General features: G+C 44.0%; 14 protein-coding genes. 11 read left to right on the top strand and 3 right to left on the bottom strand.

Annotated features, from left to right (window positions below):
• The first annotated feature begins 6 nt into the window (after positions 1 to 6).
• From xylA to EZ437_RS07030, 9 genes are all read left to right on the top strand, one after another.
• Positions 7 to 1,335, top strand: coding sequence for a xylose isomerase (gene xylA / locus EZ437_RS07070; protein WP_205942659.1), 1,329 nt, complete (start codon positions 7 to 9; stop codon positions 1,333 to 1,335).
• A 25-nt stretch (positions 1,336 to 1,360) separates the two neighbouring features.
• Positions 1,361 to 3,049: a sodium/sugar symporter gene (locus EZ437_RS07065; protein WP_131594578.1), complete on the top strand. Its 1,689-nt coding sequence runs from the start codon at positions 1,361 to 1,363 to the stop codon at positions 3,047 to 3,049.
• Between the two features lie 105 nt (positions 3,050 to 3,154).
• A complete protein-coding gene (locus tag EZ437_RS07060) occupies positions 3,155 to 3,712 on the top strand; it encodes an RNA polymerase sigma factor (protein ID WP_131594576.1) in 558 nt (185 codons plus the stop codon).
• A 242-nt stretch (positions 3,713 to 3,954) separates the two neighbouring features.
• Positions 3,955 to 5,055 (top strand): FecR family protein, encoded by a 1,101-nt coding sequence (locus EZ437_RS07055; protein ID WP_131594574.1) that lies wholly within the window; start codon positions 3,955 to 3,957, stop codon positions 5,053 to 5,055.
• A gap of 176 nt (positions 5,056 to 5,231) precedes the next feature.
• Entirely contained in the window at positions 5,232 to 8,558 is a 3,327-nt protein-coding gene (locus EZ437_RS07050; protein WP_165500358.1) for a TonB-dependent receptor, read from the top strand.
• Positions 8,559 to 8,570: 12 nt separating this feature from the next.
• The gene (locus EZ437_RS07045) at positions 8,571 to 9,971 is read left to right on the top strand and encodes a RagB/SusD family nutrient uptake outer membrane protein (protein WP_165500357.1); all 1,401 of its coding nucleotides are present in this window, start codon (positions 8,571 to 8,573) and stop codon (positions 9,969 to 9,971) included.
• A gap of 11 nt (positions 9,972 to 9,982) precedes the next feature.
• On the top strand, positions 9,983 to 10,474 hold the full coding sequence (locus tag EZ437_RS07040; protein WP_131594568.1) for a hypothetical protein: 492 nt from the start codon (positions 9,983 to 9,985) through the stop codon (positions 10,472 to 10,474).
• A gap of 1 nt (position 10,475) precedes the next feature.
• A complete protein-coding gene (locus EZ437_RS07035) occupies positions 10,476 to 11,228 on the top strand; it encodes an SGNH/GDSL hydrolase family protein (RefSeq protein WP_131594566.1) in 753 nt (250 codons plus the stop codon).
• A 2-nt stretch (positions 11,229 to 11,230) separates the two neighbouring features.
• Positions 11,231 to 12,883: an FAD-dependent oxidoreductase gene (locus EZ437_RS07030; protein WP_131594564.1), complete on the top strand. Its 1,653-nt coding sequence runs from the start codon at positions 11,231 to 11,233 to the stop codon at positions 12,881 to 12,883.
• Positions 12,884 to 13,000: 117 nt separating this feature from the next.
• Here the strand turns inward: EZ437_RS07030 and EZ437_RS07025 are convergent, their stop codons facing one another.
• Both EZ437_RS07025 and truA read right to left on the bottom strand, forming a co-directional pair.
• Positions 13,001 to 14,770 carry an ABC transporter ATP-binding protein gene (locus EZ437_RS07025; RefSeq protein WP_131594562.1) on the bottom strand — a complete coding sequence of 590 codons (1,770 nt, stop codon included), beginning with the start codon at positions 14,768 to 14,770 and terminating at the stop codon, positions 13,001 to 13,003.
• Between the two features lie 3 nt (positions 14,771 to 14,773).
• A complete protein-coding gene (gene truA, locus EZ437_RS07020; RefSeq protein WP_131594559.1) occupies positions 14,774 to 15,547 on the bottom strand; it encodes a tRNA pseudouridine(38-40) synthase TruA in 774 nt (257 codons plus the stop codon).
• Between the two features lie 85 nt (positions 15,548 to 15,632).
• On the opposite strand from truA, the gene EZ437_RS07015 reads away from it, so the two are divergent.
• Positions 15,633 to 16,100, top strand: a complete 468-nt coding sequence (locus EZ437_RS07015) for a DUF4293 domain-containing protein (RefSeq protein WP_131594556.1) — start codon at positions 15,633 to 15,635, stop codon at positions 16,098 to 16,100.
• A gap of 84 nt (positions 16,101 to 16,184) precedes the next feature.
• Positions 16,185 to 18,074, top strand: coding sequence for a DEAD/DEAH box helicase (locus tag EZ437_RS07010; protein ID WP_131594553.1), 1,890 nt, complete (start codon positions 16,185 to 16,187; stop codon positions 18,072 to 18,074).
• Positions 18,075 to 18,135: 61 nt separating this feature from the next.
• On the opposite strand, the gene EZ437_RS07005 is transcribed toward EZ437_RS07010, so the two are convergent.
• The gene (locus tag EZ437_RS07005; protein WP_131594549.1) at positions 18,136 to 19,134 is read right to left on the bottom strand and encodes an NAD(P)H-dependent glycerol-3-phosphate dehydrogenase; all 999 of its coding nucleotides are present in this window, start codon (positions 19,132 to 19,134) and stop codon (positions 18,136 to 18,138) included.
• Between the last annotated feature and the right edge of the window lie 3 nt (positions 19,135 to 19,137).

Genomic DNA, 19,137 nt, shown 5'->3' with positions numbered 1-19,137 from the left:
TACATTATGTCAACACTTAATTCAGAGAAAGAATACTTCGCGCAGATCGGCAAGATCGCCTACGAAGGACCTCAAACAGACAATCCCCTTGCATTCAGATGGTACGATGCTGAAAGAGTAATAGGCGGCAAAACATTGAAAGAACACCTTCGCTTTGCCGGGGCTTACTGGCATTCGTTTGTCGGCAATGGCGCAGATCCCTTTGGCGGACCAAGTCACATTTTCCCATGGGATGAAAAAAGCGACCCTGTAGAACGTGCCAAAGACAAAATGGATGCTGCATTTGAATTTTTAACCAAGCTGGACATCCCTTACTACTGCTTCCACGATGTAGACGTGGTAGACTATGACAATGACATCAATGTAAATGACAAAAGGCTGCAGACCCTGGTAGATTACGCCAAAGAAAAACAAGCAGAAAGCGGAGTAAAGTTATTGTGGGGCACGGCCAACCTGTTCTCTCACAGAAGGTATATGAACGGTGCTGCTACCAATCCTGATTTTCATGTATTGGCACATGGTGCAGCACAGGTAAAAGCAGCATTGGATGCTACGATAGCGCTGGGCGGCGAAAACTATGTATTCTGGGGAGGTAGAGAAGGCTATATGTCGCTGTTAAACACTGATATGAAACGGGAACAGGAACACCTGGCCAAATTCCTGCATGCGTCTAAAGACTATGCCAGAAAGAATGGATTTAAAGGAACCTTCCTGATCGAACCTAAACCATGTGAGCCTACCAAACACCAGTACGATTATGACGCGGCTACCGTATTGGGCTTCCTTCAGAAGTATGATTTACTTGGAGATTTTAAACTAAACCTGGAAGTAAACCATGCTACCTTGGCGGGACACACCTTCCAGCATGAGTTGCAGGTAGCTGTTGATGCAGGTATCCTTGGATCAATAGACGCCAACAGAGGCGATTACCAAAACGGATGGGATACTGACCAGTTCCCGAACAACATCAATGAGCTGGTAGAATCTATGCTGATCATTCTTGAATCGGGCGGTCTCAAAACAGGAGGTATCAACTTTGATGCAAAGATCCGTAGAAATTCTACCGACAGAGCAGACCTTTTCTATGCACACATTGGCGGCATGGACATGTTTGCTCGTGCTTTGATCGTGGCAGATGAGATCCTCAACAAGTCGGATTATAAAAAGATCCGGACCGATCGTTATGCATCGTTCGATAGCGGCAAAGGAAAAGAATTTGAAAACGGAGCTTTGAACCTGGAAGACCTGCGTGAGTATGCGGTACAGAATGGCGAACCAGCTACGCTAAGCGGAAGACAAGAATTTTTGGAAAACCTAATAAACAGGTATATTTAAGGCCAAACCAAAAACAAACCATTATATGAAGACTCTGGGCACCTTAGACTATGCCGTTTTCCTGATCTATTTCTTTATCGTAGCTTTTTATGGCTGGTGGATATACCGCCAAAAGAAAGCAAACAAAGAAAACTCTAAAGATTTCTTTCTTGCTAAAGATTCTCTTACCTGGTGGGCCATAGGCGCATCACTGATTGCTTCCAACATTTCTGCGGAGCAGTTTATAGGCATGAGCGGATCGGGATTTAAAATGGGACTGGCCATTGCCACCTATGAATGGATGGCGGCAGTGACATTGGTTATTGTAGCCGTATTCTTCATTCCGGTATATCTCAAAAACAAGATCTACACCATGCCCCAATTCCTGCATCAGCGGTACAATGGTACGGTGGCGATGATCATGGCGGTATTCTGGCTGCTGCTTTATGTAGTGGTCAACCTTACTTCCATACTTTATTTGGGTGCATTGGCCATCAACAGCATATCAGGCATCAACCTTACTGCCTGTATGTATATCCTGGCCATCTTTGCCATCATCATTACATTGGGTGGCATGAAGGTAATTGGGTATACAGATGTAATACAGGTCTTTTTCCTGATATTGGGCGGACTGGCTACCACCTATCTTGCGCTGGATCTGGTGGCCAGCCACTTCGGATCGAGCGGGGTGCTCAACGGTTTCAACCTCCTCACAGAACATGCAGACGATCATTTCCACATGATCTTTGAGAAGGAGAACGAAAATTACCTCGACCTGCCTGGGCTTACAGTCCTTGTGGGTGGTATGTGGATTGTAAACCTAAATTACTGGGGCTGTAATCAATACATTACGCAGCGGGCTTTGGGTGCAGACCTTAAGACCGCACGCAACGGGATTCTCTTTGCGTCCTTCTTAAAATTGCTGATGCCAGTGATTGTTGTACTGCCTGGTATCGCTGCCTATGTCCTTTACAAGGAAGGTTACGGTGATTTCCAGAACAGCATGAACAAAGGCGGGGAAGTGGCGCCTGATACTGCCTATCCTGTGTTGTTAAACCTCCTTCCGGCAGGATTAAAAGGCTTGTCTTTTGCTGCACTTACTGCGGCAGTAGTGGCCTCATTAGCCGGAAAAGCAAATAGTATAGCCACGATCTTTACGCTGGATATCTATAAAAAAGTGATCAATAAAGATGCACATGAGGACAAACAGGTAGTTATAGGACGATATACAGTTGTTTTTGCAATGCTTATTGCGATTCTTATTGCCCCGCTATTGGGTATTGACAAAAAAGGGGGCTTCCAGTTCATCCAGGAATACACCGGATTTTTCTCTCCGGGTATTTTTGCTATGTTCATCCTGGGCTTTTTCTGGAAAAAGACCACCTCCAATGCAGCTTTATTTGCTACTGTAGGTGGATTTGTATTGTCTGTATTCTTCAAGTTCCTGCCATTTATCATGAACCTGGAGTTCCTGAGCGCATCAGGCTTTTCCAAACTGGTGGCGCAAAAAGACGGGGCTATGCTGTATGAAATTCCATTCCTCGACCGCATGGGTTTTGTATTTATCATCTGTGTGGTAGTGATGTACCTGATCAGTATATTCGAGACTAGACGTGGCGTTGTTGCGAAAGGGTTGGATATAGACAGCGGCATGTTTAAAACCAGTAAAGGCTTTGCAATAGGAGCTATTATAGTTTGCGGATTAATTGTCGCCCTTTACACCATCTATTGGTAATCAATTATCATAACAAAAAAAAGAGCGGTAGAAAATTCTATCGCTCTTTTTTTTAATTAATAAAGTATTTAATTAAGTTTGGTTAACCAACTATAACCAAACACCATGTACGACGAGATTGCCATATTGATAGATAGCATGGCTAAACGCAATTGCGAGACTTCGTACAGAAGGCTTTTTACGCTATTATTCGGCCCCCTCACCCGGTTTTCTCTTTGCTTTTTAAAATCCCGACAACTGTCTGAAGAGACAGCCAGCGACGTAATGCTGGTTTTATGGCAAAGGCGGGTAGAACTCACAGCCGTAAAGAATGTCAGGTCATATGCATTCATCACCGCCCGAAACCTTTCACTGAATCTGGTAAAGAAAGACAGCAGCAGGAAGTTTACTTCCCTCGATGACCTCGATGTCAGTGTACACCTTAACATCAGGACCCCTGAGCAGTTGCTGATCAATGACGAATTGAGGAAGCGACTGGAAGAAACGATCAATACCCTTCCTGAAAAAGGCAAGCTAGTGTTTAAGCTGGTAAAAGAGGATGGCTTTAGCTATAAAGAAGTGGCAGAGATCCTGAACATTTCAGTCAAGACGGTAGATGCACATTTGGTTGCTTCCATCAAGAAGCTGATGGTCATCCTGAAAGATGAGTTTAATTTGGCTTAAGAAGCCGATTTGTTGTCTATTCCTAAAATTGCCTTACCAAATTTGATTTGTGCTTGATCTGGTACCCTTTGAGGTCCAGACGAGGTCCGGGCCACCTCCGGCTCAGCTCCCAACGATGTCCGGCTCAGAGAAGTACGCAGATAGAAAGCAGACAGTCACTAATTTTTTTTCACCTCCACTAGGGAGTTTCTTAAAAAATATTGTCTTACACATATAACCAGATATAATAAGACCACGCGAGTATGAATGATCATCGCATCATAGAGCTATTGGGCTGTAAAATGGCAGGAGAAATTTCAGAACTTGAGTTAATAGAACTCGGAGAGCTGATGGCTCATTACCCTGATGCGGTCTACTACGAAGAAATCTTTAAGCAAATATGGGCCAATCCGGCAGAGGATACAAACGTAAATGAGCTTTACGAAAAGCATCTGCTGAAACATAAATCGCTGTTCAATTTTGACAAGGAAAGACAAACTCAGAATATGAATGCAATGGAAATTGAAATGGCCATTGACAATGAAGAAGAACCGCGAAGCAAATGGAGTATATCCAGGGTACTTTATACGTGTACCTTGTTTCTGGCTTTGGTAACAGTTGTGTTATTTTACTATCCAAAAACAGCCGAAGTAACGGTAGCGGATACGCAGATTATATCGGGCAAAGGCATCCGGAAAAATATCACATTGCCCGATGGAACGAATATTTGGCTTAATTCTGAGAGCAAACTATCTTACGATAAGGCCATGGTCAACAGAGACCAAAGGGTGGTCACGCTCAGTGGGGAGGCTTTTTTCGACGTAAAACACGACAAAGAGCACCCTTTTATCATCAAAACAGAGAAAATATCTATCAAGGTATTGGGCACATCCTTTAATGTGCGGGCTTATGAAAATGATGAGCGTACGGAAACTACCCTGATCAGGGGTTCGGTAGAGCTTTCTGTAAACAACAGGCCAAACGAAAAGATCGTCTTAAAACCATCAGAGAAATTCATTCTCAACGAACAAGACAACCCTACTAAACAAGATCCTTCCAGCGTAAAAGGCGCTAAAATAATCATAGAATACGTGGCGCCTGTAATTGTGGCCAACAAAGAATACCTGACAGAAACATCCTGGAAAGAAAACTACCTGGTGTTTAAAAATGAATCGATGGAAGAACTGGCCCCAAAGCTGGACCGCTGGTACAATGTGAAGATCAACATCAGAGACCCTAAAATAAAAGACTACCGCTATACGGGCGCGTTTTCTAAAGAAACCATCCTCCAGGCCCTGCAGGCAATGCAATTAACCAAACACTTTAACTTCAAAATCCAGAACCATGACATAGAGATTTACTAAAAAACAAATCGGGTGGTGCGACAACACCCCCCGATTATGAAATCATCCGCAGTAGCTATGCTACTTTTTCAGATTTATTAACTTGTAACCACAAAATTATGAAATATAAGGAACTATGCAACAGCGTTTTCTTAAGGTATTTTTTGTCTAATGTTTTCTCAACCAAACTCCTTTTAATGCTTAATTGGACCATTATCTTAACATTAGTTTTATGCATCAAGGTTTCCGCAAACGGATACTCGCAAAATAATGTGAGCATCGACGCCAAGGAAATCAGGATAAAGCGCGCTTTTTCTATGCTGGAAGAGAAGGGAAATATCCGTCTGCTTTACAGTGAGGAATTTGAAGGGCTAAACAATAAAGTCTCCATAAATGTAGACAATACCCCTGTATTGGAGGTGCTTAAAATGGTACTGAAAGATACCGGACTAAACTACCGCCTGTTTGGCGACGGACTGGTAGTCATCGTGTCTGACCAGAAAGCGCGAAAAGACATCGTGGTAAAAGGACGGGTGACGGATGCGGCTAATTTGGCCATGACAGGTGTCAGTATCCAGCTAAAAGGTAGTACCATCGGTACCACCACCGATAAGGATGGCACTTATATATTGAATGTTCCCCAGGATGGCGTATTGGTATTTTCGTACATCGGCTACCTCAACCAGGAAATTGAAGTAAATAACCAAAGCACTATCAACGTGAAACTGGAAGAGAACCGTAAGGAACTGAACCAGGTGGTAGTAGTGGGCTATGGTACACAGAAGAAAAAGGACCTGCTTTCGGCAGTATCCTCTATAAGAGGTGAAGAAATCGTAAACCTTCCGGTAGCTACCCCTCAGTCGCTGATTCAGGGAAGGGCTTCGGGCGTGCAGGTAGTGCAAAACTCGGGAGCACCAGGAAGTGCAGTAACCCTCAGGATCAGAGGTACTACTTCCATCAATGCAGGCAACGATCCATTGTATATTGTAGATGGTGTTCCGGTTGAATCGGGTTCCCTGACCGGATATAATAGCCGCGGTGGTACTCCCCCATCTGCCCTTTCGGCCATCAATGCCGACGACATAGAGTCTATGGAGGTATTGAAAGATGCAGGCGCACTGGCGATTTATGGTTCGAGAGCTGCAAATGGCGTCGTGCTGATCACTACCAAGAGAGGTAAAAAAGGCGGAACCACCTATAGTTTGAATTACTATACAGGTACTCAACAGGACAACAAAAACACCAGGATTAAAATGCTGAACAGCTCGCAATCGCTGGAGCTAATCCAGGAAGGAAGGGCCAATGCCCTGAATTATGGAACTACTGCTTTGTATGGCTTTATATTGCCGGATACGCTCGGGAGGCTCGCGGATACCGACTGGCAGGACGAAATCCTAAGAGCGGCTCCTATTTCAAACTATGAACTGGCCATAAGGGGCGGCGAGAATAAACTTCGTTTTTCTCTGAGCGGAAATTACTTTGATCAGGAAGGCATCATCATCAATTCCAGCTATAAAAGAGGAAATGGCAGGTTCAATATGGACTATGATGCCACTGATAAATTTAAGTTCGGTTCGAACATCTCCATTACCAAATACATCAATAAAAGGGCTTCTACGGATGACGGGGGATTATCACTCATCCAGGTGGGTTTAAAAAAATCTCCTTCCATGCCCTTGTATAATGCTGACGGCACCTTGTATAACGACGATGTCTCTGGCTTTATCAATCCCGTGATCTATGCCCAGAGGGTAAAGTATGAGAATGAGGTAGCTTCTTTGGTAGGCAATGTATACGGAGAATACAACATTTTGCCGGACCTAAAGTTAAGGGCTACCTTTGGATTAAACTATGCCGGTGTACTGGATACGTTCTTTGAGCCTTCAGACGCCATGCGCAACGGTACTTCTTCGGGTGTGGCTTTCTCTTCTGACGTAAATGGCTGGATCAACGAGAATACATTGGTCTATACCAAGGCATTGGGGAAACACTTACTGACTGGATTAGTAGGTTACAGTCAGCAAAAAAGACGCTCTTTTGCGATGAACGAGTCAGGATCACAATATGCTACCAACAATATTTATACGCTGAATGCGGCTTCTATAGCGGGTAGCGTTTCCTCATCGGTATCCGCCAACGGGCTTTCTTCAGCTTTTGCCAGGATCGGGTACTCCTTTGCTGACAAGTACCTGCTGGAGGGAACAGTGAGGCGTGACGGCTCGTCAAGGTTTGGGGCGAACAAAAAATATGCAATGTTCCCTGCAATCTCTGCTGCCTGGCGCATTACCAACGAAGGCTTCTGGAACAAATCGTCCCTGATCAATGATTTAAAACTGAGAGGTAGCGTAGGCCGCACAGGAAACCAGGATATAGGCGACTATGTAGCACAGGGCCAGTACAATACCGGCACAAGATATATCGGACAGAGCGGTATCAGTCTGGGTATATTGCCTAATCAGGACCTTACCTGGGAGACCACAGACCAGTACAACATCGGGATGGATGTCTCTATACTGAATTCGCGGATTGCACTGAATGTGGATGCCTATGTTAAAAAAACGTCTAATCTGCTGTTAAACGTTCCGCTGCCGGGTACTACAGGATTTGGTTCTGTACTACAGAATGTAGGCGCAACGGAAAACAGGGGACTGGAGTTTAACTTAGATACCCGTAACATTGAAAACCAGAAATTTAGCTGGAGCACCAATTTTAACGTTTCATTTAACAAGAATAAGGTGGTGGCCCTCAACTCGGGCGCTACAGAAATCATCCTCAGTAAAGGGGCAGGGCTGACAGGCTCGCTGGTATCCTATTCGGTGTTGAGAGTAGGTGAACCGATCGGAAGCTTCTACGGATGGCAGTCAAACGGCGTCTATCAGTACACCACAGACAACAGCACAGGCCTTACTTCTACCAGTATTGGAACAACCAACTATGTTTATAGAGGAGGCGACCTGATCATTACAGATGCCAATGGCAATAATACCATTGATAACCTCGACAGGATGATCATAGGCAGGGCACTCCCTAAATTTACAGGAGGTCTGAGCAACAATTTTACCTATCAGAATTTTGACCTGAATGTACTGGCAACCTTTGTTTATGGAAATGATATCGTAAATGGAACCCGTTATACCACAGAGTCAGACCAGCGTTTTAGCGGTAATTACAGCAATCTGAGAAGATGGAGAAATGAAGGTGATGTTACAGATATCCCTAGAGCTAATGCTGCCGATCCTGCGGGCAACAGGCGCTTCTCCAACCGCTGGCTGGAAGATGGCTCTTACTTCCGCATCAAGACCGCAACACTTGGATACAAACTTCCTAATACGGCGCTAAGCCGCACTCCTGTTAAAAACTGCAGGATCTATGCTACGGCGCAAAACCTGTTTACCATCACCAACTATACAGGCTATGATCCGGAAGCCAGTGCAATGGCAAACGGGGTAACAGACATAGGTCTCGACCAGGGCACCTACCCTCAGTACAGATCGTTCATATTTGGTTTAAGCGTTGGATTTTAAAAAATGATGAAGATGAAGAACTTAAAATTAATAGTACTATATACAGTTGCCCTCTCCTTGTTTGCCTGTGAAAAGGTAACGGAGCAAGTACCCGAAAGTCTAATTACCGGAAGCAACTTCTTTAAAACTGCATCCGATGCAGACAATGCAATCATAGGCTGCTATGATGCCATGCAGGGCAATGCAAATGCTTATGTAATGTGGGGCGACGGCCGTACGGATGTATTTGCCAGTACAGACCGTTCATTCGCTACGGAACTCGAAATTACCACCGGAAATGTAGGCTCAGCAAACGGTTATGCCACATGGAACTTTCTCTATTCGGCAATGAACAGAATAAATAACGTCCTTAAATATGTACCTGGAATGTCAGACCCGGCCTTGAATGCACGCAAAGAGCGTATTTTGGGAGAGGCGTATTTTTTAAGGGGGATGGTGTATTTCTACCTGGCAAGGACATTTGAAAACGCACCCTTGGTATTGGAACCTTTTGAAGGTGGGACGGACAATCTCTATCCTTCGCTGAGCAACAGACAGGCGCTGTTTATCCAAGTGGAAACGGACCTTAAAGCGGCGCTGGACAGGGTGCCTGATCTGCCTTTTGGCAGTACACTGGAGAACAAGGGAAGAGCTACCAAAGCTGCCATAAGAAGTATGCTGGCTGACCTTTACCTGTGGCAAAAGAAATATGATGATGCGGCTGAAATGGCCAGGCTGGTCATCATCAGCCCTGCCAATTATAGCCTCGTGGCAGGTAACAATTACGCCAGCATCTTTGCTTCCAAAAACACGACTGAATCCATCTTTGAAATTCAGTACAATTACACTTACCAGGAAGGAAACAGCAATCCGCTGACCGATCTGTTTCTACCGCTGGGTGCGGCATATACAGCGGGCAACTGGCGCTTTCAGCCATCGGTAGCAGTGCTGAATGCATTACCTGCAAACGACCTTCGCAGGGCCGGCACCTTTAAAAACTCAGGCCCTGTACCTGCCCCGTACCGTGATCCAAACCAGACCTATATTGCAAAGTATCCCGGAACAGTGGCCAACAATGTGCTGCAGCAGGATGCCAACCGCATTGTATACCGCCTGGCAGAGATTGTCCTCTTCAGGGCCGAAGCACTTAACGAAAGCGGGAAAACAGGTGAGGCAATTCCTTTGCTCAACCAGATCCGCAGCCGGGCTAATGTAGGCAATACCAGTGCAGCGACACAAGATGAGGTACGGCTGGCCATAGAAAAGGAAAGGTTATCTGAACTGGTATACGAAGGAAAGCGGTACTATGACCTGATCCGAACTGGCAGGTATGCGGCCGTGACCGGCTATACCAATGCAAACTGGGTACGCTGGCCGATCCCTGCCTCTGAATTGATCATTAACCCTAATCTGGTTCCTAATCCCGGCTATTAAAAAAACCTATCATGAACTTACATAAATTAATACCATACGCTGTTTTTTTAATGCTGGGCATTACACTGATCAGCAGCTGCAAAAAAGATGATAAAAACTACCCGCCTATTCCCGATGCGGTCTACATTATTGCCAAATTAAATACCGGACCAAGCCCCACAGCAAGTACTGCTATAGGGAACACGGCTACTGGCAAAGTTTCTGTATCGCCGGCCAGCGCCAGGGTGTATGTAAATACACTGAAAACCTTTGACGTCACTATTCAGTATACGCTGAGCGGTACGGCGGCAGATGGGGTCAATTACAATGCCCCGGCACAGAAAAGTGTAACAATTCCGGCAGGACAGTATTTTGCCGCCATTAATATCCCGGTCATCAATACCCCTCTGATTGGCGGTAACAAAACAATTATCATTACATTAAGTTCGGCCAGCAACAACACGGAACTTGGCCTCGGTGTAGACAAGAACTACAAAATCTTTACGTATACGCTTACCAATTAAAATGTATAACAGAAGAACAGCAGTTAAAAATATTGCAAAAACTATAGCAGGTGTGGTAGCAGGGAATATCCTGCTTGGCACACCTGCTATTGCAGCAAATGATCACCTGGGTCCGGCGGCAGGAAATGATGGCGATTTAGTAATCATCAATGCCGGAATAGGCGGAAATACCACTAAGGACCTTCTGGGCAGAGTAGAAAAGGATTGTTATCTACATAAAGCCGAACTGACCATTTTAATGGCAGGCACAAATGATATGAACAGCGTGAAATACATTCCGCTGAAGCAGTACGAGCAAAACATGCGGGAACTGGCCAAAGGCATACTGGCCAGGAAAAGCAAACTCATTATGATGACCATACTACCCTGTCATGAACCAGATCTTTTGACCCGGCATCCTGCAGCTTTCTATGAACCAGAGGGAGTAGCCGGCAGAAGAAAACAGGTAAATGACGTGATCAAAAAAATAGCGGCCGACTACAAAGCACACCTGATAGACCTTGAACACCTGTTTAATGCCATTGGTAAGATCAGTGACGATAAGGACTCGCTATTGAAAAACCTGGCAAACAGCAATAAAAGGGACGGCATCCACCCTACTGCCAATGGCTACAGGTTCATTGCAGTCAGTGTGTATGATTACATTCTAGATCATAAAATCCCTTACCATAAAACGGTGTGTTTTGGAGACAGCATTACAAAGGGCGACGCAGAAAATTATCCCGGTTATTTAAAAGCATTATTAACTTCGTAAACATGAATAAAAAAAAAATTATAAGTATATCTCTTGTCATAGCGTTGCTTTTCCTGTTCATTGACTTGTCTGCTTTTCAGAAAAAGAACCTGGAAGCAGACATCATCATTTATGGTGGTACGTCGGCAGGAATTACAGCCGCAGTAAGCGCAGTAAAACTAGGCAAAAAAGTGATCGTGGTATCTCCGGAGATACACCTGGGCGGATTGTCATCCGGGGGACTTGGATTTACTGACACAGGCAATAAAGAGGTGATAGGCGGATTATCAAGGGAGTTCTATCACCGGGTCTATATGCACTATCAGGATGATGCCTCCTGGAAATGGCAAATGAAAAGTGAATACGGCAATAAGGGACAGGGCACCCCTGCGATGGATGGAAAAGACCGTACCATGTGGATCTTTGAGCCTCATGTAGCGGAAAAGATCATGGAGGATTTTGTAAAGGAACATAAGATCACGGTATACCGCAACGAATGGCTGGACCGCAGCAATGGCGTGACCATGAAGAACGGAAAAATCCTTTCTGTGAAAACGCTGAGTGGAAAAGTATTTAAAGGAAAAATGTTTATAGATGCCACCTATGAAGGCGACTTGATGGCTACCTCAAAAGTGAGCTACCACATAGGCAGGGAAGCAAATTCGGTGTATGGGGAGCAATGGAATGGTGTGCAAACTGAAGTTTTTCAGCATAAGCATCATTTTATGACACCTGTAGATCCTTATAAAGTACCGGGTGATAAAAGCAGCGGATTGCTGGCGGGGATTTCCGATCAGCCACCTGGCATAAAAGGTCAGGGTGATGATAAGCTTCAGGCATACTGCTTCAGGGTGTGTATGACCAACCATCCGGACAACCGGATTACATTTCCAAAACCGGATAATTATAACGCAATGGACTATGAACTGCTGGCCAGGGTATTCCAGAGTGGCTGGACAGAACTGTTTGAGAAGTTTGACGATATTCCGAACAGAAAGACCGACACCAACAATCACGGCCCTTTTAGCACAGACTTTATCGGCATGAACTATGACTATCCGGAAGCTTCCTATGAGCAGCGCAGGAAGATCGTTAAAGAACATGAGAATTATCAGAAAGGCCTGTATTACTTTATGATCACGGATACAAGAGTGCCTGCTGCGCTGCAAAAAAAACTGAAAACCTGGGGTTTGTCTAAAGATGAATTTAAGGACAATGGCAACTGGCCACATCAGCTTTACATACGGGAATCAAGAAGAATGGTGAGTGATTATGTAATGACTGAAAACGAAGTGCTGGGTAAAAAAGAAGTACCAAAACCAGTAGGAATGGGTTCGTATTCTCTGGACTCTCACAATACACAGCGCTATGTTACGGACAAGGGCTTTGTGCAAAATGAGGGGGATATAGGCGTAAAAGCACCTAAACCTTATAGTATTGGTTATGGTGCAATTGTACCTAAAGCTTCGGAATGCACCAATTTATTTGTACCAGTCTGTTTATCAAGTTCGCACATCGCCTATGGTTCGGCAAGGATGGAGCCCGTTTTCATGATCCTTGGTGAATCAGCGGCTACAGCCGCAGCTATCGCGATTGATGACAAAATCAATGTGCAGGATGTAGAATACGACAAACTCGAAAAACTACTGCTGAAACAAAAACAACGGCTTCGCTAACGGGTATATATAACAAGGATTTTTACTTTCTAGCTCCTTGTGACCTTAAAATTTAATATCTCAGAAAAGGAATAGCGTTCCGATCCTTCATCGGAAATGCAGCCTTTGAAGAGATCATTAGATTTTTACTCCAGCTGAATGGAACTGCAGGTCATACAACTTCTTGTAGTATCCGTTCAGCTTGAGTAATTGCTGATGCGTTCCCATTTCTTTGATCTCCCCCTTGTCCAGCACCAATATTCTGTCGGCCTTCTGTATGGTAGATAAACGGTGGGCGATAACGATAGAAGTACGCCCCTGCATCAGGTTTTCTATGGCAAGCTGTATCAGCATTTCTGTTTCCGTATCCACAGAAGAAGTAGCTTCATCCAGCACTAAAATAGATGGATTGTAGACCAATGCCCTGATAAAGGAAACCAATTGGGCCTGTCCCGCTGATAGCGTTGCGCCACGCTCCATCACATTGTACTGATAACCTCCTGGCAATCGTTCAATAAAGTCATGAGCACCTACTTTTTTTGCCGCATCTACTACCTGCTCCATAGTAATGGCTGGGTTATTAAGGGTAATGTTGTTAAATATGGTATCTGAAAACAAGAATACATCCTGCAGAACTGTAGCAATCTTACCGCGCAGATAACTGAGCTCATAATCCTGAATCCTCAGCCCATCGACTTTTATTTCACCCCTCTGGATCTCATAGAAACGGTTTAAAATATTGATGGTGGATGATTTACCAGCACCGGTTGCCCCTACAAGCGCTATGGTTTTTCCTGCTTCTACCTCAAAGGAAATATCTTTTAATACGTAGTTGTCATCGTTATATGCAAACCATACATTTTGGAAGGCAATGGCACCCTTCATTTTTTCAGGAGCCAGGGCACCTTTATTCTCGGTTACTTCATCGGTATCCAAAACTTTAAATACCCGCTCTGCTCCTACCATCCCCATTTGGAGGGTATTGAACTTATCAGCAAGCTCGCGAATGGGCCGGAACAGCATACTGATGTACAGGATAAACTCTGCTATAATTCCGGGGGTAACGGTAAGGGGGTTGGAAAGAATACTTTTAGACCCATACCATACCAGTAAGCCGAGCGACATGGCCGATATAATCTCTACTACAGGAAAAAAGATGGAATAATACCAGTTGGACCGGATATTGGCATCACGGTACCGGGCATTTATTTTGATAAACTTTTTATATTCCTGGTTTTCTCTTGCAAAATACTGGATGATAGAAATACCGGTGATGTGTTCCTGCAGGTAAGTATTAAGGTTGGACACCTCTGTTCTAATTTCCTGAAAAGCCGATTTTATGGCCTTTTGAAAAATAGATGTGGCAATGATCAGCAAGGGCATGGGCAGCAATACGATGATGGTTAAGGTCCAGTCCTTGTACAACATAACCCCGATGATGACAATAACCATCAGTATATCACCAATAATAACGATCAATCCCTCTGAAAATATCTCAGCAATGGTTTCCAAATCAGAAACTGTCCGGGTGATCAGTTGCCCGATTGGTGTATTGTCAAAATATTTCAGCCTTAGTTTCGTAATGTGGTTAAACACATTGATGCGCAGGTCCCTGATGGCGGATTGTCCGAGTGTATTTGTTAACAAAGTATGGCTGAACTGTATTACCGCCTGCAGTACCAGCAGCACCAGCATAATGATCGTCATATTAAGCAACCCTGAATAATTGCCTTTCATAATATGATTGTCAAGCGTATACTGGATAAGAAAAGGCCTGACAGGCGCAATCAATGCCAGTAATATGGTCAAAACAATTGCCCAGGCAAAGATATTTCTATAGGGCCTTACATACTGAAATATTCTTTTCAGCAGGCCTGAATTGAATGCATCTCCGGTTATTTTAGACATGGCTTAGTTGACATATGGATAAATTACACTAGTAAGGTATAAGCCACAGGCGGGAACAGACTGTCCGGCATTGCTGCGGTCCTTACTTTCAATGACCTCTTTAAACTGATCCAAGCTGATTTCATTTTTACCTATTCTCATCAGCGTACCAACAACGGCACGAACCATATTTCTTAAGAACCTGTCTGCCTTTATGGTAAAGACTAGTCCGTCATCACCTGCCTGAAACCGGGCTTCAGTTACTTTACAGTTGTTGGTAAAAGTCTGGGTATTGGATTTACTAAAGCAGGAAAAATCTGTGTGTACCAGTAGAATTTCTGCTGCTTCATTCATAGCTGCTACATCAAGCTCCCACTTGTACAGCCAGGACCTGTCCAGCTTAAAAGGGTCTTTATGAAAGTGTAAGTGATACTGGTATGCCCTTTCGGTTGCGTCGAAACGGGCGTGTGCATCATTTGCGACTTTAAATATGCGTTTTACAGAAATATCATAAGGCAGCAGCGAATTGATACCGGATACCGAAGATTCGGGATTTGGCATCTTTGACCTGAGTTCTTCAGCTTGGGCCAATTCCAGATCGAAGTGAGCATAGAATTCTTTGGCATGTACGCCAGTGTCTGTCCTGCCGCAGCCAAGCGAGGCTATTGGCTGTCTGAAATAGATAGACAATGCCTTATCCAAACATTCCTGCACAGTAATGGCATTGGGCTGTATCTGCCAGCCATGATATGCGGTGCCATTGTAAGCTAATTCAATAAAATATCTATGCTTGTTCAATGCTACAAATTTATCTTTTTTAAATCATATATCAGATTGCTTAGTTTCTGTCTTTTAATATCTTTGCTAAAATTATTAAATTGATATGATACAAAGGGTTCAATCGATCTGGTTGGTTTTAGCGGTAATAACGCTGATATGCATGTTTTTCCTGCCTTTGCTTAGTAAAAATGTAAACGGTGTTGTACACGGCATTTACACAAGCGGCCTTCTTACGGACATACAGACAGAATCAGCGTCCAGTTATGTTGTTAGGTATGCCTTTGTACCCATAACCTTAAACCTGGCCGCTGCAATACTTTGTTTCGCTGCTATTTTCTTCTTCAAAAACCGCAAGCTTCAGAAAGGGATTATCCTGGTTGCTAATTTTGTCATCGCCGCTTTGGCTGTGATTTGCTTTTATAGTGGGCAGCAATTGCCCGGTGGACTAAACGGAGCATCCATCGCTGCAGGTACGTTCCTCCCTCTCGTAGCTTTGGTATTTAACCTCCTTGCAATCCGCGGAATCCGTAAAGACGAGCAATTACTGAGATCAGCCGACCGACTGAGATAATTAAGCCCCTCATTTTTATTTAGTTAGGCTTCTATAAAATACCGATTATTAACCGTACCTTTGCGGCTTAATAAATTATAATACATGACAAACCCATTTAGTATTTTGGGGATAAGTGATGACGTTGTTAATGCCGTAAAGGATTTAGGTTTCGAAACACCTACTCCTATTCAGGAACAAAGTATTCCTGTACTGTTAGAGGGCAATAACGATTTTGTTGGTTTGGCCCAAACAGGAACAGGAAAGACAGCCGCATTCGGTTTACCTCTGTTAGAATTGATCGACTTTAAAAGCAATAAGCCTCAGGCATTGATTTTATGCCCGACAAGAGAGCTTTGCTTGCAGATTACAAGCGACATCAAGAATTTCTCAAAAAACATCTCTGGTGCTAATGTCGTTGCCGTTTACGGTGGCGCAAACATTATGCAGCAGCTGCGTGAAATTAGAATCGGTGTACAAATAGTAGTGGCTACACCGGGCCGCATGCTGGACATTATTGGCCGTAAGGCTATAGATTTCACAAACGTGAAATTTGTAGTACTCGACGAGGCTGACGAAATGTTGAACATGGGCTTCCAGGAGGACATTAACGACATCTTGTCGACCACTCCTGATGACAAAAAAACATGGTTATTCTCCGCTACTATGCCTCCAGAGGTAAGAAGGATAGCTAAAAATTACATGGACAACCCGGTGGAGCTGACCATGGGCACAAAAAATGCTGGTAACGTAAATATTGAGCACGAGTACTATACAGTACGTGCAAGAGATAAATATGCTGCACTGAAACGCATAGTGGATTTCAATCCTGAGATCTTTGCGGTAGTATTTTGTAAAACTAAACTGGACACCCAGGATGTTGCAGAACACCTGATCAAAGATGGCTACAATGCTGACGCGTTGCACGGGGATCTTTCTCAGCAGCAACGGGATAAGGTGATGCAGCGTTTCCGCGACCGCAACATGCAGTTACTTATTGCAACGGACGTAGCGGCACGTGGTATCGACGTAAACAACGTTACCCATGTAATCAATTACTCATTGCCTGACGAAATTGAAAGTTATACCCACCGTAGCGGCCGTACTGGTCGTGCAGGTAAAACAGGTATCTCTATCTGTATCGTCAACTCTAAAGAGATTGGCAAGATCCGTCAGATTGAAAGGATCATTGGTAAGAAATTTACCAAAGCAGATCTTCCTACAGGCTTTGACGTGTGCGAAAAGCAATTATTTGCTTTGGTACATAAAGTACACAATGTAGAAGTAAATGAAGCCCAGATAGAGCAGTATATGCCCCGCATCATGGACGAGTTTGCTGAACTGAGCAAAGATGAGGTGATCAAACGTTTTGCTTCTTTAGAGTTTAACCGCTTTTTGGAGTATTACAAGAATGCACCTGATCTGAATGCTACGGATGACAAAGGTGGTGAGCGCGGTGAGCGTGGTGAAAGAGGACAGAGAAGCAATGAAGGTTATACCCGCTTGTTTATAAACCTTGGTTCTGTTGATGATTTTACAAGAGGAGATCTTTTATCTTTTGTATGTAACAACGGTAAGATCAGCGGAAAAAACATTGGAAAAATTGACTTAAAAGGTGTTTATTCATTCTTTGAGGTTGAAAATGCTACGGTAGATTCATTGTTCAATAACTTTAAAGGTGTTGAATTTAACAACCGCGGTGTAAGAATCGAAAAAACTGCTGATGGTGATGGCGGAGGAGAACGCAGAAGTGGCGGCGGCGGTCGTGGCTTTGGCGGTGGCGAAAGAAGAAGCGGTGGCGGTGGCGGAGGCTATAGCGGCGGAAGACGTGAAGGCGGAAGCAGTGATAGAAGAAGCAGCGGTGGAAGCGGCAGACGTGAGGGTGGAAACAGCGGTGGTGGTTTCAGAGATTTCTCTGGAAGAAGCCGTGAAGAAAGAGGCGGAAGCAGTGCTGGAAAACGCGAAGGCGGAAGCGATAGAAAACGCAGGTCTTAATTATATAATCTTACAAAAAGCTCCCAACAGGTTATCTTGTTGGGAGCTTTTTTATGCTTTATCAATTTAGCTGTTCAGTAAGTAACCGCATTTCTATATGCGGCGAATGTTTTTCATAAAGAATAGCATAAACAGCCCTGCTAATGGGCATATCTACTTTATATTTCTTATTGATATAATGCATACAATTGGCAGCATAATATCCCTCTGCAATCATATTCATCTCTAACTGCGCAGATTTTACTGTATAGCCCTTTCCAATCATATTGCCAAAAGTCCGGTTGCGGCTAAATTGTGAATAAGCCGTCACAAGGAGATCTCCAAGATAAGCAGACTCTTTAATATCCCTCGAAATGGGATGCACAGCATTTACAAACCTATTAATTTCACGGATCGCATTGGAGATCAAAACCGCCTGAAAGTTATCGCCATATCCTACTCCGTGACAAATCCCGCTTGCAACAGCGTAAATGTTCTTCAGCACCGCCGCATACTCAGTTCCAAAAATATCATCGGAAACATTGGTCTTAATATATCTGGTACTTAACATACTGGCAAATAGCTCCGCAAGTTCCACATCTACCGATGCTATAGTTAGGTATGAAAGCTTTTCAAGCGCTACCTCCTCTGCATGGCAGGGGCCGCTGATCACTACAACATCCTCAAATGGGATATCATATTTTTGGTGGAGAAACTCTCCGATGATCAGGTTCTCATCCGGCACAATCCCCTTTATGGCAGATATAATCTTTTTGCCTTTTAGTTGCCCTGGTTTAATTGCCTTCAATGTTTCTTTAAGAAAGGCAGCAGGTACATTTAAAATAATATAATCGGCTGTATCAATAACTTTTGAAAGGTCATTGGAAATATTCTCTTCAGGAATCCTGATTTCTACTGAACTTAAGTAATTGGGATTGTGTTTATATTTTTGAAGATGCGTTATTGCCTCTGCACTGCGCATCCACCAAAAGATCTCTTTTTGTGTAACATTGTCTGACAGCATCTTTATGATTGCGGTAGCCCAACTACCCCCACCGATCATTGTAACTTTAGGTATCATAAC

Origin of the sequence: Pedobacter psychroterrae (genome assembly GCF_004331695.1) — a bacterium.
GTDB classification, from domain to species: Bacteria; Bacteroidota; Bacteroidia; order Sphingobacteriales; family Sphingobacteriaceae; genus Pedobacter; species Pedobacter psychroterrae.
Note: the sequence above shows the minus strand (reverse complement) of the source record. Positions and strands in the feature narration are given on the sequence as shown.

Excerpts from the sequence above, each read along its gene's own strand:
- EZ437_RS07025 (WP_131594562.1), bottom strand. The coding sequence starts at position 14,770 with ATGTCTAAAATAACCGGAGATGCATTCAATTCAGGCCTGCTGAAAAGA.
- EZ437_RS07055 (WP_131594574.1), top strand. The coding sequence starts at position 3,955 with ATGAATGATCATCGCATCATAGAGCTATTGGGCTGTAAAATGGCAGGA.
- xylA (WP_205942659.1), top strand. The coding sequence starts at position 7 with ATGTCAACACTTAATTCAGAGAAAGAATACTTCGCGCAGATCGGCAAG.
- EZ437_RS07045 (WP_165500357.1), top strand. The coding sequence starts at position 8,571 with ATGAAGAACTTAAAATTAATAGTACTATATACAGTTGCCCTCTCCTTG.
- EZ437_RS07030 (WP_131594564.1), top strand. The coding sequence starts at position 11,231 with ATGAATAAAAAAAAAATTATAAGTATATCTCTTGTCATAGCGTTGCTT.
- EZ437_RS07040 (WP_131594568.1), top strand. The coding sequence starts at position 9,983 with ATGAACTTACATAAATTAATACCATACGCTGTTTTTTTAATGCTGGGC.
- EZ437_RS07015 (WP_131594556.1), top strand. The coding sequence starts at position 15,633 with ATGATACAAAGGGTTCAATCGATCTGGTTGGTTTTAGCGGTAATAACG.
- EZ437_RS07010 (WP_131594553.1), top strand. The coding sequence starts at position 16,185 with ATGACAAACCCATTTAGTATTTTGGGGATAAGTGATGACGTTGTTAAT.
- EZ437_RS07005 (WP_131594549.1), bottom strand. The coding sequence starts at position 19,134 with ATGATACCTAAAGTTACAATGATCGGTGGGGGTAGTTGGGCTACCGCA.
- EZ437_RS07065 (WP_131594578.1), top strand. The coding sequence starts at position 1,361 with ATGAAGACTCTGGGCACCTTAGACTATGCCGTTTTCCTGATCTATTTC.
- EZ437_RS07050 (WP_165500358.1), top strand. The coding sequence starts at position 5,232 with ATGCTTAATTGGACCATTATCTTAACATTAGTTTTATGCATCAAGGTT.
- EZ437_RS07060 (WP_131594576.1), top strand. The coding sequence starts at position 3,155 with ATGTACGACGAGATTGCCATATTGATAGATAGCATGGCTAAACGCAAT.
- EZ437_RS07035 (WP_131594566.1), top strand. The coding sequence starts at position 10,476 with ATGTATAACAGAAGAACAGCAGTTAAAAATATTGCAAAAACTATAGCA.